This is a genomic window from Marivita cryptomonadis (genome assembly GCF_002115725.1).
Lineage (GTDB): Bacteria > Pseudomonadota > Alphaproteobacteria > Rhodobacterales > Rhodobacteraceae > Marivita > Marivita cryptomonadis.
The window spans coordinates 101,172-125,501 of the sequence record NZ_JFKD01000007.1 but is presented as its reverse complement, the minus strand read 5'-3'; the positions used below and the strand labels follow the sequence as shown (position 1 = coordinate 125,501).

The 24,330-nt window shown below is 60.5% G+C and carries 23 protein-coding genes; 12 read left to right on the top strand and 11 right to left on the bottom strand.

Annotation, left to right across the window (positions count from 1 at the left end; translation table 11 throughout):
- The first annotated feature begins 66 nt into the window (after positions 1 to 66).
- Entirely contained in the window at positions 67 to 1,578 is a 1,512-nt protein-coding gene (locus tag MCRY_RS09775; RefSeq protein ID WP_085629309.1) for a winged helix-turn-helix domain-containing protein, read from the top strand.
- Here MCRY_RS09775 and MCRY_RS09770 read toward each other — a convergent pair.
- A complete protein-coding gene (locus MCRY_RS09770) occupies positions 1,575 to 1,775 on the bottom strand; it encodes a hypothetical protein (RefSeq protein ID WP_085629308.1) in 201 nt (66 codons plus the stop codon). The two genes, MCRY_RS09775 and MCRY_RS09770, sit on opposite strands and share 4 nt — an antisense overlap.
- A 153-nt stretch (positions 1,776 to 1,928) precedes the next feature.
- Here MCRY_RS09770 and MCRY_RS09765 point away from each other — a divergent pair, with 153 nt between their 5' ends.
- The 3 genes from MCRY_RS09765 to prpE all read left to right on the top strand — a co-directional run bounded on the left by MCRY_RS09765 (position 1,929) and on the right by prpE (position 5,031).
- Positions 1,929 to 2,348: an OB-fold nucleic acid binding domain-containing protein gene (locus tag MCRY_RS09765; protein WP_085629307.1), complete on the top strand. Its 420-nt coding sequence runs from the start codon at positions 1,929 to 1,931 to the stop codon at positions 2,346 to 2,348.
- A 42-nt stretch (positions 2,349 to 2,390) separates the two neighbouring features.
- Complete coding sequence (locus MCRY_RS09760; protein WP_138488096.1) at positions 2,391 to 2,906, top strand: peptidoglycan-binding domain-containing protein; 516 nt, start codon at positions 2,391 to 2,393, stop codon at positions 2,904 to 2,906.
- 232 nt (positions 2,907 to 3,138) lie between these two features.
- Complete coding sequence (prpE, locus tag MCRY_RS09750) at positions 3,139 to 5,031, top strand: propionate-CoA ligase PrpE (protein WP_085629305.1); 1,893 nt, start codon at positions 3,139 to 3,141, stop codon at positions 5,029 to 5,031.
- Between the two features lie 105 nt (positions 5,032 to 5,136).
- Here the strand turns inward: prpE and MCRY_RS09745 are convergent, their stop codons facing one another.
- From MCRY_RS09745 to gorA, 5 genes are all read right to left on the bottom strand, one after another.
- Positions 5,137 to 6,531 (bottom strand): Do family serine endopeptidase, encoded by a 1,395-nt coding sequence (locus MCRY_RS09745; RefSeq protein ID WP_425320136.1) that lies wholly within the window; start codon positions 6,529 to 6,531, stop codon positions 5,137 to 5,139.
- Positions 6,532 to 6,757: 226 nt separating this feature from the next.
- The gene (locus tag MCRY_RS09740; protein ID WP_085629304.1) at positions 6,758 to 6,949 is read right to left on the bottom strand and encodes a DUF2065 domain-containing protein; all 192 of its coding nucleotides are present in this window, start codon (positions 6,947 to 6,949) and stop codon (positions 6,758 to 6,760) included.
- The gene (hflC, locus tag MCRY_RS09735; RefSeq protein ID WP_085629303.1) at positions 6,946 to 7,980 is read right to left on the bottom strand and encodes a protease modulator HflC; all 1,035 of its coding nucleotides are present in this window, start codon (positions 7,978 to 7,980) and stop codon (positions 6,946 to 6,948) included. The genes MCRY_RS09740 and hflC overlap by 4 nt, the downstream gene beginning before the upstream one ends.
- Positions 7,980 to 9,155, bottom strand: coding sequence for an FtsH protease activity modulator HflK (gene hflK / locus MCRY_RS09730; protein WP_085629302.1), 1,176 nt, complete (start codon positions 9,153 to 9,155; stop codon positions 7,980 to 7,982). Before hflK ends, hflC begins: the two co-directional genes overlap by 1 nt.
- 71 nt (positions 9,156 to 9,226) lie before the next feature.
- The gene (gene gorA / locus MCRY_RS09725; RefSeq protein WP_085629301.1) at positions 9,227 to 10,666 is read right to left on the bottom strand and encodes a glutathione-disulfide reductase; all 1,440 of its coding nucleotides are present in this window, start codon (positions 10,664 to 10,666) and stop codon (positions 9,227 to 9,229) included.
- Positions 10,667 to 10,805: 139 nt separating this feature from the next.
- Here gorA and MCRY_RS09720 point away from each other — a divergent pair, with 139 nt between their 5' ends.
- Positions 10,806 to 12,089, top strand: a complete 1,284-nt coding sequence (locus MCRY_RS09720; RefSeq protein WP_085629300.1) for a tetratricopeptide repeat protein — start codon at positions 10,806 to 10,808, stop codon at positions 12,087 to 12,089.
- 17 nt (positions 12,090 to 12,106) lie between these two features.
- Here the strand turns inward: MCRY_RS09720 and rpiA are convergent, their stop codons facing one another.
- Positions 12,107 to 12,889: a ribose-5-phosphate isomerase RpiA gene (gene rpiA, locus MCRY_RS09715; protein ID WP_085629448.1), complete on the bottom strand. Its 783-nt coding sequence runs from the start codon at positions 12,887 to 12,889 to the stop codon at positions 12,107 to 12,109.
- Positions 12,890 to 13,036: 147 nt separating this feature from the next.
- On the bottom strand, positions 13,037 to 13,213 hold the full coding sequence (locus MCRY_RS22855; protein ID WP_171046150.1) for a hypothetical protein: 177 nt from the start codon (positions 13,211 to 13,213) through the stop codon (positions 13,037 to 13,039).
- Between the two features lie 157 nt (positions 13,214 to 13,370).
- On the opposite strand from MCRY_RS22855, the gene MCRY_RS09705 reads away from it, so the two are divergent.
- The 3 genes from MCRY_RS09705 (at position 13,371) to MCRY_RS09695 (ending at position 16,486) form a co-directional block, all read left to right on the top strand.
- The gene (locus MCRY_RS09705) at positions 13,371 to 14,066 is read left to right on the top strand and encodes a glutathione S-transferase family protein (RefSeq protein WP_085629298.1); all 696 of its coding nucleotides are present in this window, start codon (positions 13,371 to 13,373) and stop codon (positions 14,064 to 14,066) included.
- A gap of 2 nt (positions 14,067 to 14,068) precedes the next feature.
- A complete protein-coding gene (locus MCRY_RS09700; RefSeq protein ID WP_085629297.1) occupies positions 14,069 to 15,442 on the top strand; it encodes an L-serine ammonia-lyase in 1,374 nt (457 codons plus the stop codon).
- Between the two features lie 99 nt (positions 15,443 to 15,541).
- Positions 15,542 to 16,486, top strand: coding sequence for a DMT family transporter (locus MCRY_RS09695; protein WP_085629296.1), 945 nt, complete (start codon positions 15,542 to 15,544; stop codon positions 16,484 to 16,486).
- Here MCRY_RS09695 and MCRY_RS09690 read toward each other — a convergent pair.
- The gene (locus MCRY_RS09690) at positions 16,410 to 17,093 is read right to left on the bottom strand and encodes a thiamine diphosphokinase (protein WP_085629295.1); all 684 of its coding nucleotides are present in this window, start codon (positions 17,091 to 17,093) and stop codon (positions 16,410 to 16,412) included. The genes MCRY_RS09695 and MCRY_RS09690 overlap by 77 nt on opposite strands.
- A gap of 139 nt (positions 17,094 to 17,232) precedes the next feature.
- On the opposite strand from MCRY_RS09690, the gene MCRY_RS09685 reads away from it, so the two are divergent.
- On the top strand, positions 17,233 to 19,647 hold the full coding sequence (locus MCRY_RS09685; protein WP_138488095.1) for a prolipoprotein diacylglyceryl transferase: 2,415 nt from the start codon (positions 17,233 to 17,235) through the stop codon (positions 19,645 to 19,647).
- Positions 19,648 to 19,720: 73 nt separating this feature from the next.
- On the opposite strand, the gene MCRY_RS09680 is transcribed toward MCRY_RS09685, so the two are convergent.
- Both MCRY_RS09680 and MCRY_RS09675 read right to left on the bottom strand, forming a co-directional pair.
- Positions 19,721 to 19,942: a DUF2842 domain-containing protein gene (locus tag MCRY_RS09680; RefSeq protein ID WP_085629293.1), complete on the bottom strand. Its 222-nt coding sequence runs from the start codon at positions 19,940 to 19,942 to the stop codon at positions 19,721 to 19,723.
- A 16-nt stretch (positions 19,943 to 19,958) separates the two neighbouring features.
- Positions 19,959 to 21,254 (bottom strand): adenylosuccinate synthase, encoded by a 1,296-nt coding sequence (locus MCRY_RS09675; protein WP_085629292.1) that lies wholly within the window; start codon positions 21,252 to 21,254, stop codon positions 19,959 to 19,961.
- A 235-nt stretch (positions 21,255 to 21,489) separates the two neighbouring features.
- On the opposite strand from MCRY_RS09675, the gene MCRY_RS09670 reads away from it, so the two are divergent.
- The 3 genes from MCRY_RS09670 (at position 21,490) to MCRY_RS09660 (ending at position 24,267) form a co-directional block, all read left to right on the top strand.
- Entirely contained in the window at positions 21,490 to 21,885 is a 396-nt protein-coding gene (locus MCRY_RS09670) for a DUF6524 family protein (RefSeq protein WP_085629446.1), read from the top strand.
- 141 nt (positions 21,886 to 22,026) lie between these two features.
- On the top strand, positions 22,027 to 22,398 hold the full coding sequence (secG, locus tag MCRY_RS09665) for a preprotein translocase subunit SecG (RefSeq protein ID WP_085629291.1): 372 nt from the start codon (positions 22,027 to 22,029) through the stop codon (positions 22,396 to 22,398).
- A gap of 225 nt (positions 22,399 to 22,623) precedes the next feature.
- Positions 22,624 to 24,267: a CTP synthase gene (locus MCRY_RS09660; protein ID WP_085629290.1), complete on the top strand. Its 1,644-nt coding sequence runs from the start codon at positions 22,624 to 22,626 to the stop codon at positions 24,265 to 24,267.
- Positions 24,268 to 24,330 lie beyond the last annotated feature (63 nt).

Genomic DNA, 24,330 nt, shown 5'->3' with positions numbered 1-24,330 from the left:
GTGCAAACCCGTTGGCGCGACCTTTAATCTGCCGCTAGGGTTTGCCAAACAGCATCGGACCCGCAGATGACCGCTTTGCAGATCAACGACACCAGCCGCAGCGTGACGCTTGACGGCCAACCTGTGACGCTCGGTGCGCGGGCGTTCGATGTGTTGACCTATCTGGCAAACCACCCCGACCGCGTCATCACCAAGGAAGAGTTGCTTGATCATGTCTGGGCTGGCGTGCTGGTCGAAGAAAGCAACCTGACCGTCCAGATCGCGGGCCTGCGCAAGGCACTCGGCAAGGACGCGATCAAGACGGTGCCGGGCGTGGGGTACAAGTTCACACTGGGAAGCGTCACGCCACAAAGCCCGGCCGTGAAAGACGCGCCGCCGGTTCCAACCATCCCTTCTTTGGCCGTGCTGCCCTTTGCAAACCTGACCGGGTCTGACACCAACGCCTACATGGTGGACGGGATCGTGAACGAGATCACCAGCGCTCTTGCGCGCGTGTCTTCGTTCTTTGTGATCTCCAACACCTCGACCTTTACCTATCGCGGTAAGGCGGTGGACTTGGCCGAAGTCGGGCGCGACTTGGGGGTGCGGTACATCCTCGAAGGCAGCATCCAGAAAGCAGGCGACCGGCTACGCATCTTCACCCAGCTGGTCGAGGCCAAGACCGCCCGCATGATCTGGCACGACCGGTTCGACGGCTCGACCGAAGACATCTTTGATCTGCAGGATACGGTGGCCGCCTGTGTCGCCGGAGCGCTTGAGCCGAAACTCATCTGGGCCGAGGCTGCCCGCTTGCACTCAAAACCCACCGACAACCTGCAAGCCTACGATCTGTGCATGAAGGCCGCCCCGCTGGTGATGCGGCAGAACACTTTATCCAGTCTGGAAGAGGGTCTTGAGCTTCTCAATCGGTCCCTTGCGCTTGATCCGGACTATGTCCGCGCCAAAGGCCTCTATTGCTACGCCCATACAGGATCTTTTGCTGCACGGTGGTGGACGTTCGAGCAAGCGCAGGCCGGATTGCCAATGGCGCGGGAGGTTCTGGATAGCGGCACCGATGATCCTTTTGCGCTTGCGGCAGCAGGTCACCACATCGCCTATATTGGCCAAGAACCCGAGACCGGTCTAATCTCTGTCACGAGAGCCAACGCACTGAATCCGAATTCAGCGACTATCGCGTTGTTTCTGGGGTGGGTGCACAATTACTTGAGCAACGATGACCAAGCGATTGAACATCTCGAGCGCGCCATCCGGATCAGCCCGTTGCATCCCAATATCGGGGTCACGACATGTGGCATTGCCAACGCCTATTTTCAGAAGCAGGACCTCGAAACCGCTATTCGTTACTACGAAGAAGCACTTACGCAATATCCCGAATTTGCGAGCACCCAACTGGGCCTCATGGGCTGCTACCTGAAAGCGGGAAAGCTCGAAAAATCCGCCCAAATGGCCACATGGTTTCGCAACAAAGTGCCGGATATGACGGTTGCGACGTTTGTCCGAACGCGTCCTCACCATAATGCGTACTATCGCGATGCGGTGATCGAAGCCCTACGCGCCAACGGCTTTCCCGAGGATTAACGCATCAGCTTGTCGACGGCGCGCCGGTGCGCTTCGGCGCGGTGCTGGGCGGCGACGATCTGTTCGGGGGATGTGCCGGGGCGTGTGGTGATGGCCGTCACGCGGGCCGCGATGAATTTTACCAAGCGGTCAAAAATGCTTTTAGCATCGAATGCGGTGTTTGTGCCTGCGGTCTTGCGTGTGTCGAAGTAAGCCATGATGCCCTCATTGGAATGTGTTGCTGTCTGTCCTGACACTCCCACACGGATGTGCGTTCCGTCCTTAAGGCCGGATTAAGCGTTCCAAAGCGATCCGAAATCTGCGGAAACTGCGGGCTTGCACGCTTTGGCAAATGTTCTATTTTTGTTCTTATGCGTGTTGTCACCCCCCGCCCCGCCCAAACCGACTGGCCGCGTCCACCGTCCTGCCTTAGGGCCGACCAGTTGCGCCTGCCGCCCGATGGTGCGCGGATCACCGTGGCCGGGCTGGTGATCCTGCGGCAGCGGCCGGGCACCGCCAAAGGGGTGATCTTCCTCACGCTTGAGGATGAAACCGGCACGGTGAACATCATCGTCTGGCGCAAGCTTTACGAACGCTACCGCCGTGCGGTGATTGCGGGACGAATGCTGCGCGTCACCGGGCGACTGCAAAGCGAAGGTGACGTGATCCATGTGATCGCCGAGGTGATCGAGGACATCTCTCCTCTGCTGGATCAGCTTCTGGCCCCCGCGCCAGAGCCCGCGCCAAAGCATGCGCCAGAGGCGCTTTCGCCAGACACCCAAACAGGCTAGACTGCGGCAAAGCAGAAACAGGCAAACAGGCGCACATCCACCGTGACCCCCCTCCCGCCAGCGATCCGGGCTCTGTGGGCCGTGGCCTTGGCCGCCCTTTCGGGATGTACGGGCGCTGGAGAATACAGGGAAGACGCTGTGAATGTGCCGGTGCCCGATTTCGCCTCGGCCCAGATCGACCCACCGCCGGGCGTTAACCCGGATGGGTGCTGGGTACGCGACGTGGCTCCCGCCGAACTGGAAACCGTCACCCGGCAGGTCGAAGTGGCTCCGACCCGGTTTCGCACGGAAACGGTGCAGGTGATCAAACGGGAACGACAAGAGCTGATCTTTGAGACCCCCTGCCCCGACAGGCTGACGCCCGAGCTGATCTCGACGCTGCAACGCGCGCTTGAAGCCCGTGGACTTTATCGCGGAGCGATCACTGGTGTGATGGACGTGTCCACCCGGTTGGCCGTGCGCCGCTACCAAAACGCCAATGGCCTGCCCAGCGGTCTGCTGTCGATCCAATCGGCCCGGGGCCTTGGCCTTCTGGCGACACCGCGCGACCAGTTGTGAGGTCCGCGACTCAGGTCACGCAAGTTTGCACACACAACTTTGCAACTTTGCAAAATCATAGATCGCGAACATGATCTCTGCATAATAGCGGTATGTTTGCAAAAGTTTGCAATTTGATAGCGCCGAAACTGCAAAGTTTTTGCGGCCTTCTGCCGCGCGGAGGATCGCGAGACTTGCCGCAACGTCCCGCGCGCCGTACCCAAATGCCAACACGTCACAGGAGGAGATCGGCATGGGCTACCAAGAGGTGTATAAGGGCTGGCAATCCGACCCGGAAGGGTTCTGGATGCAAGCCGCCGAAGCGATTGACTGGGACCAGAAACCCAGCAAGGCGCTTTTCGACAAGGGCAACGACCTCTATGAATGGTTCGCCGACGGCCTGACCAACACCTGCTGGAACGCCGTTGACCGCCATGTCGAAGCCGGGCGCGGCGGACAGGTTGCCATCATTCATGACAGCCCGATCACCGGGACCCTGCACAAGATCACCTATTCCGAGCTGCGCAATCGCGTCGCCCGTCTGGCCGGAGCGCTGCGTGCCAAGGGCATCGAAAAGGGCGACCGCGTCATCATTTACATGCCGATGGTCCCCGAAGCACTTGAGGCGATGCTGGCCTGTTCCCGACTGGGCGCGATCCACTCGGTGGTGTTCGGCGGGTTTGCTGCCAACGAACTGGCCGTCCGCATCGACGACGCCACACCCAAGGCGATCATCGCTGCATCTTGCGGACTCGAGCCGGGGCGCGTGGTGCATTACAAACCGCTGCTGGACGGGGCCATCGAATTGGCCAAACACAAGCCCGATTTCACCGTCATCTTCCAGCGCGAGCAGGAAGTTGCCAAGCTGAACGACGGGTATGATTTCGATTGGCACGGTTTCCAATACGGTGTCGATCCCGCCGACTGCGTGCCGGTCGAAGGCAATCACCCCGCCTACATCCTCTACACCTCTGGCACCACCGGCGCACCCAAGGGTGTGATCCGTCATACAGGCGGCCATCTGGTGGCGCTAAACTGGTCGATGAAGAACATCTACAATGTCGATCCCGGCGACACATTCTGGGCCGCGTCCGACGTGGGCTGGGTCGTCGGCCACAGCTATATCTGTTATGCGCCACTGATCCACGGCAACACCACCATCGTGTTCGAAGGCAAGCCCGTGGGCACCCCCGATGCAGGTACATTCTGGCGGGTGATTTCCGATCACAATGTGCGCAGCTTCTTCACCGCCCCCACCGCGTTCCGCGCCGTCAAACGCGATGATCCGAAGGGCGAATTCGTGGGCAAGTACGACATCTCTTGCCTGCGCGCGATCTACCTCGCAGGTGAACGGGCCGATCCCGACACAATCGAATGGGCGCAGAAGGTCACTGGCAAGCCGATCTATGACCACTGGTGGCAGACGGAAACCGGCTGGACCATCGCGGGCATGCCTGCAGGGATTGAAGCACTGCCGGTCAAGATCGGCTCCCCGTCGGTGCCAATGCCGGGCTATGACGTGCAGATCCTTGACGAAGCGGGCCATGCGATGAAGCCCGGCGAACTGGGCGCGATTGCGGTCAAGCTTCCCCTGCCCCCTGGCACGCTGCCGACGCTGTGGAACGCCGAGGACCGGTTCCGCAAATCCTACCTGTCGCACTTCCCCGGCTATTACGAGACCGGCGATGCAGGTATGATCGATGAGGATGGATACCTTTACATCATGGCGCGCACGGATGACGTGATCAACGTCGCAGGTCACCGCCTGTCCACCGGCGGTATGGAAGAGGTACTGGCGGCACACCCGGACGTAGCCGAATGCGCTGTGATCGGTGTGACGGATCAGCTCAAGGGTCAGTTGCCGATGGGGTTTGTCTGCCTGACCACAGGTGTGAACCGGCCACATGACGAGATCGTCAAGGAATGCGTCAAGCTGGTGCGCGATAAGATCGGCCCAGTGGCGGCGTTCAAGCTGTGCGCCGTGGTCGACCGCTTGCCCAAGACCCGGTCGGGTAAAATCCTGCGGGCGACGATGGTCAAGATCGCGGATAGCGAAGAGTTCAAGCTGCCCGCAACGATCGACGATCCAGCAATCCTCGACGAGATCAAGGTCGCGCTGCAGGGCATGGGCTACGCCAAGGGGTAAGTGCAGTGGATGCGTTGTGGCGCATCCGTTGACGGAAAAACCCTACTACAAAAGCAAAAGGGCGCCGACATCATCGGCGCCCTTTCGCATTTCCCGGTGGTGACCTTATTGGTCTTCCGCAATCGTCAGAGCCACAAAACGCGGGTCCCCGGCGCGGCGCACCAAAAGCAGGATCGACTTGCGGCCTGCCTCTTGTGCCTCGGCAATCCGCTCTTCCAGATCGGTAAGCGCCACCACCTGAGCCTGACCGGCTTCGGTGATCACGTCACCCGCGCGCAGGCCTTTCTCGAAGGCTTCGGATGTTTCATCGACATCCATCACGGCAAGACCCTTGGCGGTTTCGGGCAGTTCAAGCTGCTCGCGGATTTCGGCGGTCAACGGGCTGAGGGTCAGACCCATCAGGTCCATCGACATCGGCGCCTCTTCCTCTTCTGGTCCAGGCTGTGATGCGGGTACGGCGCTTTCGGCTTCTTCACGGCGCCCCAAGGTCACCAGAAGCGTTTGAGTGGCACCATCGCGGTTGACGACGACGCGCACAGCTTTGCCGACCTCAGTGTTGCCCACCTGACGCACCAGACCGCGTGTGTCTTCGACCTCGCGGCCATCAAAGCTGACAATCACGTCGCCTGCCTGCATGCCCGCTTCCATCGCCGGACCTTCTGGCACATCAGAGACCAGAGCGCCCTTGGCAGATGCCAGACCCAGCGCTTCCGCCACATCATCGGTCACATCCTGAATGCGCACGCCCAACCATCCGCGGCGGGTTTCGCCGAATTCCTTGAGCTGGTCGACCACGCGGGTCACCACGTTGGAGGCCATCGAGAAACCGATCCCGATGGAACCGCCATTGGGCGACAGGATTGCGGTGTTCACGCCGATCACATCGCCATTCATATTGAAGAGCGGGCCACCGGAGTTGCCGCGGTTGATGGCGGCGTCGGTCTGAATGTAGTCGTCATAGGTGCCGCTTAGCGCGCGGTTGCGGGCGGATACGATGCCGGCAGAAACCGAAAAGCCCTGTCCCAGCGGGTTGCCCATGGCCATCACCCAGTCACCGACACGGGCGGTGTCGCTGTCGCCAAAGTTTACGAACTTCAGCGGCGTTTCGCTTTCGACCTTGAGCAGCGCGATATCGGTGTTCGGATCAGTACCGATGATGGTCGCTGGCAGCTCGAACCGTTCAAAGAATTCGATCAGCACCTCATCGGCGCCCTCGATCACGTGGTTGTTGGTGACGATGAACCCGTCTTCCGAGATCACGAACCCCGACCCCAGTGCAGAGGATCGGCGCGGGCGATCGCCCTGACCGTTGCGGTCCTGAAACTCACGAAAGAAATCTTCGAACGGGGATCCCTCGGGCACGATGCCTTGGGGGCCAGTGCGCCCGGCGACCGTGGTCGAGGTTGTGATGTTCACAACCGAAGGGCTGATCTTTTCAGCAAGGTTCGCAAAACTTTCCTGAGCGTGACCCATCAGCGACTGCGCGACGATGAGGATCATGGACAACGAGGTCAGCCAGAACATGCGCAGTGGCGTGCTCTGATCCCGTTGGATGGTTTTTGCCTGTGAGGTCAAGGGAAACTCCTTCGTCTTTGGTGCGGTGCGGCGCCCGCCTCCAGCCTGTTATGCTTTTAATGTAGGTGCGCGGACGCAACACGCAAACAGGAAAGCGATGGTTCAAGCTTATGTGACTTGATCGTGACGGAGCCAGAAAGCGCAGGGCGGTTCAAAACGCCTGCAATATCCACAACATGGTGATGCCTGCGGCGATTGCGGACACGCCGATCAGGCGGCGCATATCAAGCGGCATGTCGCGCATCGCCTCGAGCATGCGTTCGATAAGCGAAGGGGCCAGCGCATAGGCCAGCCCCTCGATGATCAGCACAAGTGCAATCCCTTGGATTACAGTCTCGATCAATTGGTCGCATCCTCGAGGGGTGCAGCCTGTTCTTCCAACTGCTGTTCAAGCCGCTCACGTTCAGCTTCGGGCAGGTTGGGCGAAATCGTCGCCTCAGGGGCCATTTCGCGCAGGCTTTCGATGTCGAACTCCTGTACGGCGATCTGTCCCAGACCGTCGGCACGGATCGCACCGAACATCTGGCCGAGGAATTGGCTGTCCGGTGAAAACACGAGGGTCGACGTATCTTTGTTCAGCGACTGCTCCATTGCGGCCAGTGACCGGTAAAACGCAAAGAAATCCGGGTTGCTGCCATAGGCTTCGGCATAAATCCGGTTCCGTTCGGCGTCGGCCTCACCCTGTGTGATGCTTGCCTCCCGCTCGGCGTTCGACACCGTCTCTACCACCGTACGGTCAGCAGCAGCACGCACACGCTGCGCGGCTTCGTTACCGCGGGCGATTTCGTCGGCAGCCTCGCGTTCACGTTCGGCGCGCATCCGAGCAAATGTTGCGGACAAGTTCTGTTCCGGCAAGTTGGTCTGCTTGAGACGCACGTCCACGATCTCGAGCCCGAGGCCCGCCGCGCTGGTGCGCGCCTGATCTCGAATACGCAACGCCAGATCGCGTCGTGCCGGGGACAGGATGGTGTCAGACGTCACCTGATCCGCACCCAGAACTTCTCGGATTTGAGCGTTCAGAACCGAGGACAGGCGGTCTTCGGCAACACGTGTGCCACCAATACCGACGGCCTGACGGAACTGGACCACATCCGCAATCCGGTAGCGGGTGAAGGCGTCGACGACCAAACGACGGTCGTCCGACGGGGTGACTTCGATCGTGTCCGTGTCGAGCGACAGAATCCGGCCGTCATAGCGCACGACCTCTTGGATGATCGGAAGCTTGAAGTTGAGACCCGGCTCTTCGACGACCTTTTTGATCTGGCCGAATTGCAGGACCAGCGCTTTTTCGCGTTCATCGACGATAAAAAGCGACGACAGAACACCGACGAGCGCAAGAACGCCAATCGGCAGGAGGAAAGCAGATTTACGCATCAGTTCGACCCTCCAGTGGTGGATTGCCCGGAACGGCGCAATTCATTGATCGGCAGATATGGCAAGACGCCCTGTCCGCCTGAGCTCCCGGCTTCGTCGAGCAGAATTTTGTCCATATCCCCTAAGGTCCGTTCGATTGTCTCAAGATAGAGGCGACGCTGCGTGACTTCGGGCGCTTGATTGAATTCTTGCGCCACGGCGATAAAGCGGCTTGCCTCACCGATGGCTTCGTTCACAACACGTGCCCGGTAGCCTTCGGCCTCTTCGAGAATCTGGGCGGCCGAGCCACGCGCTTCGGCGAGAACGCGGTTGGCGTAGGCGTCGGCCTGACGCTGCAAGCGGTCGCGTTCCTGTTCTGCGGCCTGAACTTCGCGGAAGGCGTCGATCACTTCGCTGGGCGGGTCGGCGGTATCAAGGTTCACACGTACGATGGTGATCCCGCTTTCGTATTCATCCAGCGTCGCCTGAATGTTCTCGCGGGCGGTGTCTGCGATCAGACCACGATCCCGGTTCAAGATCGGCGCAAGGTTCGTGGCGGCGATAATTTCGCGCATCACCGCTTCGGACACCGCCTGTACCGTCACCTGCGGGTCGCGCAGGTTGAACAGAAGCTTGGCCGGATCATTGATGTTCCAAACGACCTGGAAGTCGATATCCACGATATTTGCGTCCGTGGTCAGCATGAGGCCATCACCCCCGGCACCGCGACCGCCACCGATATTCTCGGTACGTTCAGACGTCACATTGACGACTTCTGCGGTCACAAGGGGCCACGGCGCAAAGTTCAGACCGGGGTTCCCGGTCGAGTAATACTCACCAAGGAACAGCTCGACTGACTGTTCTTCCGGGCGCACGGTGTAAAAGCTGCTGAACGCCCAAAGCGCAATCGCGCCCAGCGCGGCAAGCCCAACGGTTCCACGCGTCAGCTTGAAGCCGTCGCCTCCGTCACCGCCGCCAGAGCCGTTTGTGCCACCATTGCCGCCGCGACCGCCCATAAGGACGCGCAGCCGTTCCTGGCCCTTTTTCATCAATTCGTCGATCTCGGGTATCTGTGGTTGGTTGCCATCGCCCGGACGACGCCCACCCCCATTGTTGCCACCGCGCGGGCGATCGTCGCCACGGTCTCCACCGTTGTTACCGCCGCCACCCCACGGGCCGCCACTGTTACCTGCCATCTGGTCTTTTCCCCTCTCGGAACATTCGGTCTTTCATGTCACGTTCTTACCTGTGGGCAAAGCTTGGAAATTCAAGCCGTGCGCATCGGTTTGCGCATTGTGACGATCTCTTCGGACATGGTCGGGTGGACTGCGACCGTGCGGTCGAAATCCTCTTTTGTAGCGCCCATCTTCACCGCAATGCCCGCCAACTGGATCATTTCGCCCGCGCCAGGCGCGACGATGTGACAGCCCAGAACCTTGCGGGTTTCCTGACTGACGATCAGCTTCATCAACACCCGGCCGGGTTTGTCGGCAAAGGCTGACTGCATCGGTCGGAACGACGCGCAATACACCTCGATCGGTTCTTGGTCGCGGGCCTGTTCTTCGGTCAGACCAACTGTGCCAAGCTCTGGCTGGGTGAAGACCGCAGACGGGATCAGGTCGTGATCCACCTTGGTCGGGTTGCCGTTGAACACGGTTTCGACAAAGGCCATGCCTTCGCGGATCGCCACAGGCGTCAGGTTCACGCGGTCGGTCACATCGCCGATGGCGTAGACCGAAGGCACCTTGGTCTGGCTGTACTCATCCACCTCAATGGCACCGCCACGGCCCAGCGTCACACCGATCTCTTCAAGACCCATATCGTCGCTGTTGGGGCGACGCCCGGTTGCGAAAAGCACCTGATCGAACACCTTGATATGGCCGTTGGTGGATTTCACCTTGAGCGGCCCCTCTTGCGGCGCATCCTTGACGGGCATGGCGTATTGTGTCGCCTCGACAGGCGCATCCATGCCGTCGTCATCCCCTTCGCGATAACAGTCCATTTCGACGATGTTGGTGCCGGTGTGCAGATCAACGCCCAGTTCGCGCATTGATTCCGCAATCAGGCCGCGCGCCTCGTCGTCAAAGCCGCGCAGGATTTGCGCACCACGGTAATATTGCGTCACGTCCACGCCCAATCCGGCAAGGATGCAGGCGAATTCGCAAGCGATGTAGCCGCCGCCGATGATAAGAATGGATTTCGGCAAGTTTTCGAGGTGGAAAATGTCGTCCGACACGATCCCCAGATGCGCGTTCGGCATGTCCGGGCGGACCGGACGCCCACCTGTCGCGACGAGAATATGTTTGGCGGTAAAGGTTTCGCCCGTCGACAGTTCGACGGTGTGCGGGTCTTTCAGGCGCGCGCGGGCATCATAGGTGGTTACACCAGACCCAGCGAGGAGTTTGCGATATACCCCTTCCAGCCGATCCAGCTCATTGTTGAGATGGCCAGAGAAGGTCTGCCAGTCAAAGCCCCGGTTGAGCATATCCCAACCGTAATGCGTGGCCTCTTCCACCATGCCGCCGTAACCGCTGGCGAACACCATCAGCTTCTTGGGCACACACCCCCTGATCACGCAGGTGCCGCCATAGCGGTCTTCTTCGGCCAGTGCGACCTTGGCCCCCGCCTCGCCCGCCGCGACACGTGCCGCACGCACACCGCCGGAACCGCCACCAATCACAAAAAGATCGTAGTCGAATGTGCTCATGGTCGGCTCCTTCTGATTGCGCGCAAAGATATTTCACATGGCGACGGGGAAGGCCAGAGAGGGATGCTCACACATCGTCACGCCTACGTTGCCGGATTCGGGTTTTCCGCCTAAGCTGCCTTGGAACTGGGGGTTGGCGATGAAACAGGACAGGTATGGCAACACGATCTCGACAGGGTCGGACGCCGCCCGCGATCACTACATAGCCGCGACCGACCTGCTTTTGGCGGGGCAGCCAGGCATTTCGGACGCATTCCAGAATGCCATCAACCATGATCCAGACTTTGCGCTGGCCCATGTCGGTCTGGCCCGCGGTCTGCAATATGAAAACAGACTGCCAGAGGCCAAGGTGGCGATGGCTGCTGCACGGGACGCGAAAGGTCCGCGCTCTGAGCGCGAGGCCAGCCATATCGCGGCGTTTGACCTGCTGCTGTCAGGCAAGACCGCACAGGCTTACCCAGCCATCCGCGCTCACGTGGACAATCATCCGCGTGATGCGCTGCTGGCGCAGACCTGTTCTTCGGTGTTCGGGCTGATCGGTTTTTCCGGCAAGCCGGGGCGCGAGGCGGAAACGCTGGCTTACATGGCCAAGCTGCTGCCGCATTACGGCGAGGATTGGTGGTGCCTAAGCCAGTATGCGTTTGCGCTCTGCGAAACCGGCAATCTTGACGCGGCGGATCATTACATCGAACGGTCACTTGCGCTGAACCCACGCAACGCGAATGGTGCGCATGTGCGCAGCCACATTTACTATGAAACCGGCGATATCGACCTTGGGGTGTCGTACCTCACTGAATGGCTCGAACCCTATGACCGGGCGGGATATCTGCATGGTCACCTGTCGTGGCACGCCGCCCTTTGGGCACTGGAACAGGGCGACACGCAAACGATGTGGCACCGGCTTGAGACCGACATTCGGCCAGATGTGTCGCAGAGCATGCCGATCAATGTGCTGACCGATGCGGCGTCCTTGCTGTTTCGTGCGGAGCTTGCCGGGGTTGAGGTGCCACAGGACCGTTGGCATGAAATCAGCGTCTACGCGCAGCGCTTTTTCCCAAAGACCGGGATCGGATTTATCGACATCCATGCCGCGCTCGCGCATGCCATGGCCGGGGATGGGGACGCGCTGATGCAGATCATCGCTGCGCCCAACCCAAGCACGGGCGATGTGGTGACACCTTTGGCAGAAGCGTTTCGCGCGCTGGCACAGCAGAACTGGGCCGAAGCGACGTCGTTGTTGATTGGCGCGATGGGCGATCATGCGCGCCTTGGTGGTAGTCGCGCCCAGCGCGATCTACTGGAATTCGCCCTGCTGGCCGCGTTGCTGAAACAGGGCAAGGACGGGGAAGCCAAGCACCTGCTTGCCCTGCGTCGGCCTGCATTGGTTGGCACACAATCTGTGCATGGGTTGTCTGTTCACTGACGCTTAGGCAACCGCGATCAGATGTCGGAAAAGAGGTTGTCGTTCTCCACGAGGTCGATGCGATCTTCGCTGACCGTGCCCTCATTGATATCACGGGTTTCGACACGGCCATCGCTGTAACCGATGATGACCTTGTCGCAGAGATCGACAAACAGTCCGTTCTCGACAACGCCAGGCATCTGGTTCAGCGCCATCGCCAGTTGTCGCGCATTGCCGATCCGGCTGAGGTGCAGATCGAGGATGTGGTTGCCCTCATCCGTGAGAAAGGGCTTGCCCGCGTTCATGCGTAGGGTGATCCGGCGACCCATCACATCAGCCGCGACCAGCAGTTCTTCCACCAGCATCTGGGTTGTGGTCCAGCCAAACGGGATCACCTCAATCGGCAATGGGAACGCACCAAGCGTGCCCACTTCCTTGGCGGCATCGGCAATGACAACGACTTCTTCGCTGGCTGCCGCCACGATCTTTTCATGCAGCAGCGCACCGCCGCCGCCCTTGATCAGGTTAAGATCGCGGTCGAATTCGTCTGCGCCGTCGATGGTGATGTTGAGCGTGCCCGCCTCGTCCAGCGTGATCACTTCAATCCCGACTTGACGTGCCAGCTGTGCAGTGCGGGCCGAGGTCGGCACGCCCTTGATCCGCAGACCTTCGTCGCGGACCCGGTCACCCAGATGACGAACAAGCCAAGCCGCTGTCGAACCGGTGCCCAGACCGACGCGCATACCGTCCTCGACCATGTCCGCCGCGCGTTTTGCAGCGACGAATTTGGCCTTGTCGATGGGCGACAACTCTCCGGGCATGGGCGGCTCCTTGGGCAGGTTTGTGCACCTTACAGGTTTGTCCACCTTATAGGACGTCACATCGCGCGGGGCGAGACCGAATTCTTCGAATCCGTCGCGTGACATTGTCCTGTGCCCGTGTCTTGCGATCCACAAGACCTGTGCAGCCTACCCCTCGCGGTCGGGGGTATTGGTCGACGGAACCGGCGGTAAGGGCAGTGTGTCCACGGCAGGCACCGATGGAAACATCACCGGATAGGCCATCGCCGCGCGCGGCACAAAGGCCCAAGCGATGATGGTAAGCAAAGCGGCAAACCACGCAAGTCGGTTCAGATAGGTTGTCATCAGCATCCCTTTCGCATCATGTCTGCCGATCCCTTGCAGCATATGTGCCAACACTCTGGCCAACATCGGTAAAGACAGGGTTAAGCACATCGCTTTTTCGCTGCCACGCGCCGCTTTCGCATCCTCGACGCGACACGCTTCGCGCTACACCCGCGACATGAGCTACGTGTTGCACTACGCCCCTGACAACGCCTCGCTGGTCGTGCGACTGGTGCTGGAAGAAATGCGCCTGCCTTACCGCACGGCGCTGGTGGATCGCAGCCGATCGGCACAGCACGGGGCCACGTACAAACGCATGAACCCGGTGGGCCGTATCCCCGCTTTGGAAACGCCCCATGGTCCGGTTTTTGAAACAGCTGCGATCTGCCTTTGGCTGGCCGATCGTCACCGGGAAGTCGTTACCCTGTCGCCTGATCTGTCCGATCCAGCGCGCGGACCGTTTCTCAGCTGGGTGTTCTACCTGTCAAACACCGTGCATGCCGAGATGCGCACATTGTTCTACCCGGCGCTGATCGCTGGACCCGACCCAAGGCAACAGGCCGTGGCACGCCAGCAGGTGCAGACGTCGCTGGCCACGCATTTCGACCTGTTGAACAGTCAATACGCCCCGGCGAACAAAGCGCTGACCATCTGCGACCTTTACCTTGCGGTCTTGCTGCGTTGGCCTGCGCTTTATCCGGTCGACGCGGATCGAAGCTGGTTCGACGTGTCACTCTGGCCCAACTTGCATGCCCTTGCTCAACGGATCGAGGCGCGCGACAGTGTGCGGGCTGCGGCCACGGCCGAAGGGTTGGGGCCATCCCCTTTTTCCAATCCGCAACCAGCAACGCCACCTGAAGGGAGCGCGCTTTAACCATGTTTCTGTCTGTCTTCGACATGTTCAAGGTCGGGATCGGCCCGTCCTCGTCCCACACGATGGGTCCGATGGTCGCCGCTGCGCGGTTTCTTGACCGGTTGCGCAAAGCACCGTTTTCCGTGGCGGGCGTCAAAGCGTCCCTGCATGGCTCGCTGGCCTTTACCGGGGTCGGACATGCAACCGACCGCGCCACCATTCTTGGCCTCGCCGGGTTTGTTCCCGAAAGCTACGACCGTGACAAGGCGGATGCTACACTGGCCCAAATCAAGGAAACCAAGACCGTCACACCGGACGGGTTGCCCGCACTGCGGTTCGACCCCGAAACCGATCTGAATTTCGATTTTGGCCCCAATCTGCCCGGCCACGCCAATGGCATGATCCTGAGCGCGACTGACCCGCAAGGTGACGTGATCCTGCAAGAGACCTACTATTCCATCGGCGGCGGGTTCGTGATGACCCAGGCTGAACTGGACGCAGGCAAAGATACGGACGACGGAACGCCTGTGTCCTACCCGTTCAAATCCGCAGCCGAGATGCTGGAGATGGCCGCCATCTCTGGTCTTAGCATCGCAGAGATGAAACGCGCCAATGAACTGGCCCGCAGGTCCGTCACCGATCTTGATGCTGGCATGCGCCGACTTTGGCAGGTGATGAACGATTGCATCGACCGCGGTCTTGAGAATGACGGCATCCTGCCCGGCGGGCTGAACGTCAAACGCCGCGCCAAGGGCATCCACGAGAAACTGCTTGCCGAACGCGGCATGAACCTGACGGCGCCGCACACGATCAACGACTGGATGAGCGTCTACGCCATGGCGGTGAACGAGGAAAACGCAGCCGGGGGTCAGGTTGTGACCGCACCGACCAATGGGGCCGCCGGGGTGGTGCCCGCCACGATCCGCTACTACCTCGACCATGTGCCGGGCGCGACATCCAGCCGTGTGCCCGAGTTTCTGCTGACCGCCGCCGCTATTGGGGGACTGGTCAAATTCAATGCGTCGATCAGCGGTGCCGAAGCCGGGTGTCAGGCCGAAGTGGGCAGCGCCAGCGCAATGGCCGCCGCAGGGCTCTGCGCTGTGCTGGGCGGCACGCCCATGCAGATCGAAAACGCCGCCGAGATTGCGCTGGAACATCACCTCGGGATGACCTGCGATCCGGTCAAGGGGCTGGTGCAGGTGCCCTGCATCGAACGCAACGGGTTGGGGGCGATCAAGGCGGTCAGCGCGGCCAGCCTCGCCTTGCGTGGCGACGGCACCCATTTCGTCCCGCTTGATTCGGCGATTGAGACCATGCGCCAGACCGGTGCGGACATGCATGAGAAGTACAAGGAAACCTCGTTGGGTGGGTTGGCGGTCAACATTCCAAACTGCTAAACCATGCAGAATTCCCTGAAAACGGGCGCGTTCCAGCTGTGATTTACCCAGTCAAAGGAGAGCGTTGACAGGTCAACTCAACCAAGGGTAGCGTTCGGCATGACACAAGACCGCCCCACCCTTGGAATCGCGCTCATGCTGGGTTTCTGCGTTGTCGCCCCGATGGGGGACGCGATAGCAAAGATCCTGTCGAACAAAGTGGCGCTTGGACAGTTGCTTCTCGTCCGCTTCGGCGTTCAGGCTGTGGTGCTTATCCCGATCATTGCCGTGACGGGCCGCGTCTGGCGGATGTCGCAGCGGGTGCTTGTCCTGACCGTTCTGCGTACACTGATGCATATCGTTGGGATCGGCATGATGGTGTCTGCGCTCTATTACCTGCCGCTGGCCGATGCCATCGCCATCGCCTTCGTGATGCCGTTCATGATGCTTCTGCTGGGGCACTATGTTCTGGGAGAAGAGGTCGGGATGCGCCGCATGATTGCCTGTGCGGTCGGATTTCTGGGCACCCTTCTGGTCATTCAGCCCTCGTTCCAAGAGGTGGGTTGGCCCGCGCTGTTGCCGATGGGGGTTGCGGTCAACTTTGCCCTGTTCATGCTGGTCACTCGCAAGATCGCCAAGGAGACCGATCCCATCGGTCTGCAGGCCGTGTCCGGTGTGATCGCACTTGCTCTGATGGCGCCGATCCTGTTTCTGGTTCCCGACACGGTCGCACCGATCCTTGCATGGGACAGTCTTTTGCCCTCCAGCACATGGACGCTTCTGGTGGCCATTGGTCTATCCGGCACGCTTGCGCATCTGCTCATGACATGGTCGCTGCGCTATGCACCGTCCACCACCTTGGCGCCGATGCAGTATCTTGAGATCCCCATCGCAACCATCATCGGCTTTGCGGTGTTCGGCGATTTGCCCAACACGATGGCATCGGTGGGCATTCTGATCGTGATGGCCTCGGGACTGTATATCGTGTTCAGAGAGCAGGCCATGAGCCGCCAGCCTGAACCAGTGCCTGTTGCAGAACGGACCGTTCAGACACCGGCAGAATGATCAGCAATCCCGGCGACTGCACGGTCAGTGTGACATGGCCATCTGCCCGGTTCGATGTCCCGACGCGCCCACCCGGTGACAGCTCTAACCCGTCAATCGGCCACTTCAGGCCAGTGGAGGCACCCATCACGGGTCGCATAGGATAAAGCGACACACGGGTGCCTGCAGGCAGCGGCAGGTCAATGCGGGCGGGCAGATGCGCCACCACATCCTGTTCGCCGATCAGGACAATCGCCCGGTCCGGATAGCGCGCCATGACCGTCATGGCGGCCAGCAGGTGATCGACCTGCCCCCCAAGGAACCCGATGCCCAGCACAAGAGGCGCTGCGATGAACCGGATCGCCTTGTCGAAATCTGTGCTGTCCTGCTCTGTGATAAGATGTACCGCCTCTGGCGGGATCGCGGCACGCGTGGCGGCAGACACCGAATCAAGGTCCCCGATCAACGCATCCGGAAGCCGCCCGACTTTGCGCAGCCAGTCTGCCCCGCTGTCGGCAGCGACCACCGTCTTCACCTCGTCCAATACAGACATAAGCTGCGCATTGTCGCCATGCGCGCCACCGACAAGCAGGACTGGTTCCTGCGAGAAAACAATTGGATCGTTCATGGCTGATTAATGACGAAAGGCGAAACAGATCACAATCAGGACATGAAATGATACCGTAACGGGCACAGATTCGATGCGCTTTAGTCTTGGTAAACATGTTAGCAAGACCATCGCAGAAGTTTGGAAAGCGGGTGATATTATGGTGAGTTCAAACAAGATACTCACGGTATCCTACGGGACTTTTTCATGTACGCTCGAAGGATTCGACAACTCCTTCGACACGATGAAGGCGATTGCGGAGTATTTCCGCGATCTTGCCCAGAATGACCGATATTTTGGTGCCGAACCACCAACACCGGATGCAGAAATGCTGGCCCGGATCGCAGAGCGTGAGATCGCGCGCCGTGTCGAAGCCCGCTTTGAGAAAGGTAATCTGGTTCTGCGTGCCTCTGAAGACGCCGAGACGCCGCATGGGGATGTCGCGCCGGAACAATCGAGGGACGCAGCCAAAGAGGACGCGACAGCTGGAGTGGCTGCCACTGCACTGGCTGTCGCGGCCCAATCGGCAGAAGCCGACGCCGCGATTGCAGACCCGTATGAGGTTTCAGAGATCGCGCCCACTGATGTTGACCTGTCCGACATCGATCTGTCCGATCTTGACCTGTCCGACACGGCAGAGGGTCAGCCCGACACGTCAGAGGATGTCGCCGAAGACGCGCTTGAGGACGTGTCAGAGGATGTGGTCACCGATTTCACGGACCTGTCGATCGAAATCGAGGAAGACGACGCATTCAGCGCCGATGACATCCTTGATGCCGACGAAACCACGGGTGCAGAGACAAGCATCGAAGACCTGATCGCCGAACAAGGCGAAAAGGCCGAGCGTCGCGCCGAAGCCGACGCGTACGCAGCGCAAGAGGCCACAGAGACGCCGGTCGTAACCGACAGCGTGGCCGAAAAGCTGCAACGCATCCGCGCCGTCGTTGCCTCAAAGGCGCAAGCGACCCCGGAATACATTGAAGACGAACACGCCATGTCCGGGCCGGATGGCGACGGCATCGAAGAAAACGATGCTATCGACCCCACCGAGGTCTCGGCACTGGACGACAACCTCTTCACCGACACCATTGCGGCGGTTGTCTCTGACCAGCTCGACATGGAGGCGGAAGACGAAGAAGATGGCCTTCTGCCCGAGATGTCGGATGACGACGAAAATGATTTCGAGGACGTGATCGCCCCGGTCGCCCATGACACGCCAAGCGAACTCGAGATCCTTCGCGCCAAGATCGCGGCACTTGAAGCCGCAGCCGCAGCGCAGTCAGAGGCCCCCACGGAACACAAACCCGTCGAAACCGCAGACGACCTCGATCCGGTGATGAGCCTCGAGGATGAAGACGGTCTTGGCGACGACGAAGACGACGCCCTTTTCCGCACCGAGGAAGACGAGAACGACACGCTCACCTTCGACGACGAAGATGAGGACGACGATGATGACAACGCTCCGCTGGTGCTTGAAGACGCCGTGGCCGCTGTTGACGATACCGACGACCAAGACGACGCACCCAAGCCGTTCGTTGCGCATGTCGCCAAGGCCAAGCGGGCCGATGTCGAAGCCGCGCTTGCTGCGGGCCGTCTGGAAGAATACGACGACGAAGACGAAGACGAGGATGACGACGCCCCGATCGCGGCGGTCCGGCCCATCCCCGGCCTCGAAGACAGTTCTCTGACCCCCGAGCAAGAGGCAGAGCTGGCCCGTGAGCTGGCCGACCTGCATGCCGAAATCGACGAAGACGAAGATTGGGATTTCGACGATGATGACGACGACGATGACACCCAGTTCCTGACGGAAGCCGAGGAAGAATCCGCAAGCGCCAATATCCGCAAGGCCGTCAAGCTGACCAGCCCGGCGCGCGCGATGCTGACAGACACCTCGATCGAGGAAGACGCCGGATCTGTCGAACGCTTGGTCGACAAGACCGACACCGAGATGGAAGAGCCCGAAGGCAACCGCCGCCGCAGTGCGATTGCGCATTTGCGCGCCGCCGTCGTCGCGACAAAGGCAGACCGCATTCTGGGCTTTGGCAAAAAGACCGTCGACGAAGAAGAACCCTATCGCGAAGACTTGGCCGATGCGGTGCGTCCGCGCCGTCCCAAGGTCACCGAAACGCGCTCTGCCCGCCCGGCACCTGTGCGCCCTGCGCCGCTCAAACTGGTTGCGGAACAGCGGATCGACGTCGAGGCCGAAACAGACGCAGCCCCCATCCGCCCCCGCCGCGTGATGCGCAATGTCGAACCGGTCGAGGCTGCGGACATGGGGGCAGGTACTGACGAGGGATTTGCCGAATTCGCCGAAAATCAAGGCGCGCACACACTGCCCGAACTGCTCGAAGCGGCAGCTGCGTATATGTCCTTTGTCGAAGGCCGCGACCAGTTCTCGCGTCCGCAACTGATGACCAAACTGCTTCAGGCAGAAGGCGAAGCCAGCTCGCGCGAAGAACGTCTGCGCAGCTTTGGTCAGCTTCTACGTGACGGCAAGATCGAGAAAAAAGGCGGGGGCCGGTTTGCCGCCTCCGACAGCATCGGCTTCAAGCCCGATGCGCGTGCCGCCGGCTGATCCAGATCACACCACAGATGAAAAAGGTCGGACAGTCACGTCCGGCCTTTTTTCATTGCGGCACCTAAAATACCTAGTCCTTGGCGTCGGGATCAGGCTGGCCAATCCCTTTGAACACGAACTTGAACGGCACCGCCCAGAGGATTCCCAGCACGACATAGACCAGAAGCTCCACAAGGAAGGACGGCCGTTCCAGCAAGTTGAGCACCGTCACACAGGCGATCACATAGGCGGGCATTCCTACCAGCAGGATCACCAGCGCCCACCGTTTCCGGGCCTTGTAGCTCAGCGCCATCCGCGCCTCCTTTCGATCAATCCGCGAACGGATCGGTCACGAGGATCGTGTCCTCCCGTTCGGGTGAGGTGGAAAGTAGGGCGACCGGGCACTCGATCAATTCCTCAATCCGGCGCACATACTTGATCGCCTCGGCGGGCAGATCGACCCAGGACCGGGCCCCTTCTGTTGAATCCGACCAACCGGGCATTTCTTCGTAGATCGGCGTACAACGCGCCTGCTCTTCCGCTGCCGTGGGAAGGTAGTCGTAACGCTGGCCGTCCAGTTCATAGCCGACGCAGATCTTCAGCGTTTCGAACCCGTCGAGCACGTCCAACTTGGTCAGGGAAATGCCGTTCACGCCACTGGTCGCACAGGTCTGGCGTACAAGGCAGGCATCAAACCAACCGCAACGCCGCTTGCGCCCAGTGGTGGTTCCGAACTCGTGCCCGCGTTCGCCAAGGCGCTGCCCGTCTTCATCTTCCAACTCGGTCGGGAACGGGCCCTCGCCCACGCGGGTCGTGTAAGCTTTGACGATGCCCAGCACGTAATCAATTGCGCCCGGGCCAAGGCCAACGCCCGTGGCCGCCTGTCCGGCGATGACGTTGGACGACGTCACAAACGGGTAGGTGCCGAAGTCGATGTCGAGAAGCGCACCCTGCGCGCCTTCGAACAATATCCGCTTGCCCGCCTTGCGCTTTTCGTTGAGCACCTTCCAAACGGGGGCGGCAAACGGCAGGATGTGATCCGCGATCTCGATCAGTTGCGCCAGCAGCGCATCGCGGTCCACCGGTTCGAATCCCAGACCCTTGCGCAACGGATCATGGTGCTGCAATGCCCGGTCCACCCGCGCCTCCAACGTCGCACGGTCGGCAAGATCAGCCACCCGCACAGAGCGACGGCCCACCTTGTCTTCATAGGCCGGGCCAATACCGCGCCCGGTGGTGCCGATCTTGGTGCCTTTGCTGGCGGCTTCTTCGCGCGCCCGGTCCAATTCGCCGTGAATTGGCAGGATCAGTGGCGTGTTTTCGGCAATCATCAGCGTCTCGGGCGTGATCTCCACCCCCTGAGCACGGATCGTCGCGATCTCTTTCATCAGGTGCCACGGGTCCAACACGACACCGTTGCCGATCACCGAAAGCTTGCCCCCGCGCACCACGCCTGACGGCAGCGCGTGCAGCTTGTAGACCTTCCCGTCGATCACCAGCGTGTGACCGGCATTGTGCCCCCCTTGGAAACGGCAGATCACATCCGCCCGCTCCGAGAGCCAATCCACGATCTTACCTTTGCCCTCGTCGCCCCACTGGGCACCCACGACCACCACATTCGCCATGTCTTTAGACCTTTGCTGGAATTCCATCCGTCAAACCCGCGCCCGTATAGTGCGCAATCTTGGCGGGGGGAACCGGTTTTCCGATCCGGTTGCGTGACTTTTCATCTTGCACCGGCGCAAGCCCCTCAATTCTGCCCGATTGACACAGGCACATCACCGTCTGACACAGCCCTCTGGACAGCCCGCACCGCTTCGGGCCATCAATCGTCACCGTGTTGACGAAAGGCTGAAGATGATGGGATTCCTGCTGCGCTGGCTCTTTGCCTTCGTCCTTGTCGCGGTCACCTACAATCCGACGGATTACAATTTCGTCAGATGGGCCGCGACCGAGGGGCAAAACCAGCTTTCGGTGACGGTACTGGCGGGGCTCGTGCTGTTGGTGGGATATATCATCTATCTTCGCGCCACACTTCGATCCATTGGGGCGTTTGGCATGCTGCTGATCCTCGCGCTTGTGGGGGCGCTCTTGTGGGTCGCCTATGATTTCGGCCTGCTCGACCTGCAAAACCGGGCGCTGACCATGTGGATCGGGATTTTCGCGCTGTCACTGGTTCTGGGCATCGGACTGAGTTGGTCCATCGTCCGCCGCAAATTGTCGGGACAGGCGGATGTGGACGACGTTGAGGAGTAATCCTGCGCCGTTCTTCTTGTCTTTCCGACTACGCTGAAACACCGCTGACCAAAGACACGCGATCCGATCAGTCATCACGGGTTGCACCATGCCGAACTTGGCCTTAGATACCCCCCATTCACGAAGAGATCCGGGACAGCCATGGAAAACGTCGTTCTCATCATCCACCTCCTTCTTGCGCTCGCGCTGATCGGCGTTGTGCTGCTGCAGCGCTCTGATGGCGGTGGGCTTGGCGCCATGGGCGGCGGTGGCGGTGGCGCGGTCAGCACGCGCAGCGCAGCCACGGGCCTTGGCAAACTGACATGGATCCTCGCTATCGCGTTTATCTGCACCTCGCTGACCCTGACCGTGATCGCGGCGCAGAATGCATCCGGCAGCTCTATCATGGATCGCCTGACCACAGGCGGCGACACGTCCGAGGAAACCACCACAGACGGTCTTGACGCGGATGGCCTTCTGCCGCCGCCGTCATCCATTGACCCGAACGCTCCGCTTCTGCCGCGCGCCGACTGATCCGGCACCGGCCCCGAACCAACGCGCGGCTCAAACCGGCCGCGCGTTTTTCTTTGCGCCACAGACCCACCATCCCTTGAGGCGCAGCAATCTGACGTAACATCATCTTGGGGTTCGGCCTTGCGTTTTGCCGCCGAATCCTCTACCGGTCAAATCCCGTGATGCTGTGCACCGAAGGCTGCGCAGATTGCATGATTTGCAGCTCTTCGCGGGAGGTTTCCACACATGGCACGCTTTATCTTCATCACCGGCGGCGTGGTGTCCTCCCTCGGCAAAGGCCTTGCCTCTGCCGCCCTAGGCGCGCTCCTGCAAGCGCGTGGCTTTTCGGTGCGCCTGCGCAAGCTTGACCCATACCTGAACGTCGATCCCGGCACGATGTCACCGTTTGAACATGGCGAGGTGTTCGTGACCGACGATGGCGCGGAAACCGACCTTGATCTGGGCCATTACGAACGCTTCACCGGGGTGCCCGCGCGCAAGACCGACTCCATCTCGTCGGGGCGCATCTACACCAACGTGCTCGAGAAGGAACGCCGCGGCGACTACCTTGGCAAAACGATTCAGGTGATCCCGCATGTCACCAATGAAATCAAAGACTTCATCTCGATTGGCGAGGATGAGGTGGATTTCATGCTCTGCGAGATCGGCGGAACGGTGGGCGATATCGAAGGCTTGCCGTTCTTTGAGGCGATCCGCCAGTTCAGCCAGGATAAACCGCGCGGCCAGTGTATCTTCATGCACCTCACACTGCTGCCCTACATCAAGGCGTCGGGCGAGCTGAAGACCAAGCCGACGCAGCACTCGGTCAAGGAACTTCGCTCTATCGGCCTGGCCCCCGACATCCTCGTCTGCCGCTCCGAAGGGCCGATCCCGGCCAAGGAACGCGAGAAGCTGGCACTGTTCTGCAACGTGCGCCCCGATAGCGTGATTGCGGCGCAAGACCTCAAGTCGATCTACGAGGCCCCCCTCGCCTATCACCGCGAAGGGCTGGATCAGGCGGTACTGGACGCGTTCCAGATCACGCCTGCCCCCAAGCCCAACCTTGAAAAATGGGAAGACGTCGCCGACCGGATCTACAACCCAGAGGGCGAAGTGAAGGTCGCCATCGTGGGCAAGTACATCCAGCTTGAAGATGCCTACAAATCCATTGCCGAGGCGCTCACCCACGGCGGCATGGCCAACCGGGTCAAGGTCAACGTCGAATGGGTCGATGCCGAGATCTTCGAGCGCGAAGACCCCGCGCCGCATCTTGAAGGCTTCCACGCGATCCTCGTGCCCGGCGGCTTTGGCGAACGCGGCACCGAAGGCAAGATCAAGGCGGCGCAGTTCGCCCGCGAACACAAGGTCCCCTATCTGGGCATCTGCCTTGGCATGCAGATGGCGGTGATCGAAGCCGCCCGCAATGTCGCCAAGCTGCCTGATGCCGGGTCCGAGGAGTTTGACCACGAGGCCGGGAAAAAGCGTTTCACGCCCGTGGTGTACCACCTCAAGGAATGGGTGCAGGGCAACCAGACCGTCAACCGCAGCGTGGCCGACGACAAGGGCGGCACCATGCGCCTTGGCGCCTATGACGCGGTGCTGACCGAAGGGTCCAAGGTGGCCGAGGTTTACAGCTCCACCACCATCACCGAACGCCACCGCCACCGTTACGAGGTCGACATCAAGTACCGTGAGGCCTTGGAAAAGGGCGGGCTGTGCTTTTCCGGCATGAGCCCCGACGGCCGCCTGCCCGAGATCGTCGAATGGCCCGACCACCCGTGGTTCATCGGCGTCCAGTTCCACCCGGAATTGAAGTCAAAACCGTTTGACCCGCATCCGCTGTTCAAGGATTTTGTCCGGGCGGCGAAGGATGTGTCGCGGTTGGTTTGAAATCATTGGTTGCACACACCACCCTGGGATGTAGAGTTTCCGCTGACAAAACCTAGGAGAGAA

Excerpts from the sequence above, each read along its gene's own strand:
- hflC (WP_085629303.1), bottom strand. The coding sequence starts at position 7,980 with ATGCGTAAATCTGCTTTCCTCCTGCCGATTGGCGTTCTTGCGCTCGTC.
- MCRY_RS09705 (WP_085629298.1), top strand. The coding sequence starts at position 13,371 with ATGAGCTACGTGTTGCACTACGCCCCTGACAACGCCTCGCTGGTCGTG.
- MCRY_RS09765 (WP_085629307.1), top strand. The coding sequence starts at position 1,929 with ATGCGTGTTGTCACCCCCCGCCCCGCCCAAACCGACTGGCCGCGTCCA.
- hflK (WP_085629302.1), bottom strand. The coding sequence starts at position 9,155 with ATGGCAGGTAACAGTGGCGGCCCGTGGGGTGGCGGCGGTAACAACGGT.
- gorA (WP_085629301.1), bottom strand. The coding sequence starts at position 10,666 with ATGAGCACATTCGACTACGATCTTTTTGTGATTGGTGGCGGTTCCGGC.
- MCRY_RS09670 (WP_085629446.1), top strand. The coding sequence starts at position 21,490 with ATGGGATTCCTGCTGCGCTGGCTCTTTGCCTTCGTCCTTGTCGCGGTC.
- MCRY_RS09700 (WP_085629297.1), top strand. The coding sequence starts at position 14,069 with ATGTTTCTGTCTGTCTTCGACATGTTCAAGGTCGGGATCGGCCCGTCC.
- MCRY_RS09770 (WP_085629308.1), bottom strand. The coding sequence starts at position 1,775 with ATGGCTTACTTCGACACACGCAAGACCGCAGGCACAAACACCGCATTC.
- MCRY_RS22855 (WP_171046150.1), bottom strand. The coding sequence starts at position 13,213 with ATGACAACCTATCTGAACCGACTTGCGTGGTTTGCCGCTTTGCTTACC.
- MCRY_RS09680 (WP_085629293.1), bottom strand. The coding sequence starts at position 19,942 with ATGGCGCTGAGCTACAAGGCCCGGAAACGGTGGGCGCTGGTGATCCTG.
- MCRY_RS09720 (WP_085629300.1), top strand. The coding sequence starts at position 10,806 with ATGAAACAGGACAGGTATGGCAACACGATCTCGACAGGGTCGGACGCC.
- secG (WP_085629291.1), top strand. The coding sequence starts at position 22,027 with ATGGAAAACGTCGTTCTCATCATCCACCTCCTTCTTGCGCTCGCGCTG.
- MCRY_RS09775 (WP_085629309.1), top strand. The coding sequence starts at position 67 with ATGACCGCTTTGCAGATCAACGACACCAGCCGCAGCGTGACGCTTGAC.
- MCRY_RS09745 (WP_425320136.1), bottom strand. The coding sequence starts at position 6,531 with ATGATCCTCATCGTCGCGCAGTCGCTGATGGGTCACGCTCAGGAAAGT.
- MCRY_RS09685 (WP_138488095.1), top strand. The coding sequence starts at position 17,233 with ATGGTGAGTTCAAACAAGATACTCACGGTATCCTACGGGACTTTTTCA.
- MCRY_RS09660 (WP_085629290.1), top strand. The coding sequence starts at position 22,624 with ATGGCACGCTTTATCTTCATCACCGGCGGCGTGGTGTCCTCCCTCGGC.
- MCRY_RS09690 (WP_085629295.1), bottom strand. The coding sequence starts at position 17,093 with ATGAACGATCCAATTGTTTTCTCGCAGGAACCAGTCCTGCTTGTCGGT.
- MCRY_RS09675 (WP_085629292.1), bottom strand. The coding sequence starts at position 21,254 with ATGGCGAATGTGGTGGTCGTGGGTGCCCAGTGGGGCGACGAGGGCAAA.
- prpE (WP_085629305.1), top strand. The coding sequence starts at position 3,139 with ATGGGCTACCAAGAGGTGTATAAGGGCTGGCAATCCGACCCGGAAGGG.
- rpiA (WP_085629448.1), bottom strand. The coding sequence starts at position 12,889 with ATGCCCGGAGAGTTGTCGCCCATCGACAAGGCCAAATTCGTCGCTGCA.
- MCRY_RS09695 (WP_085629296.1), top strand. The coding sequence starts at position 15,542 with ATGACACAAGACCGCCCCACCCTTGGAATCGCGCTCATGCTGGGTTTC.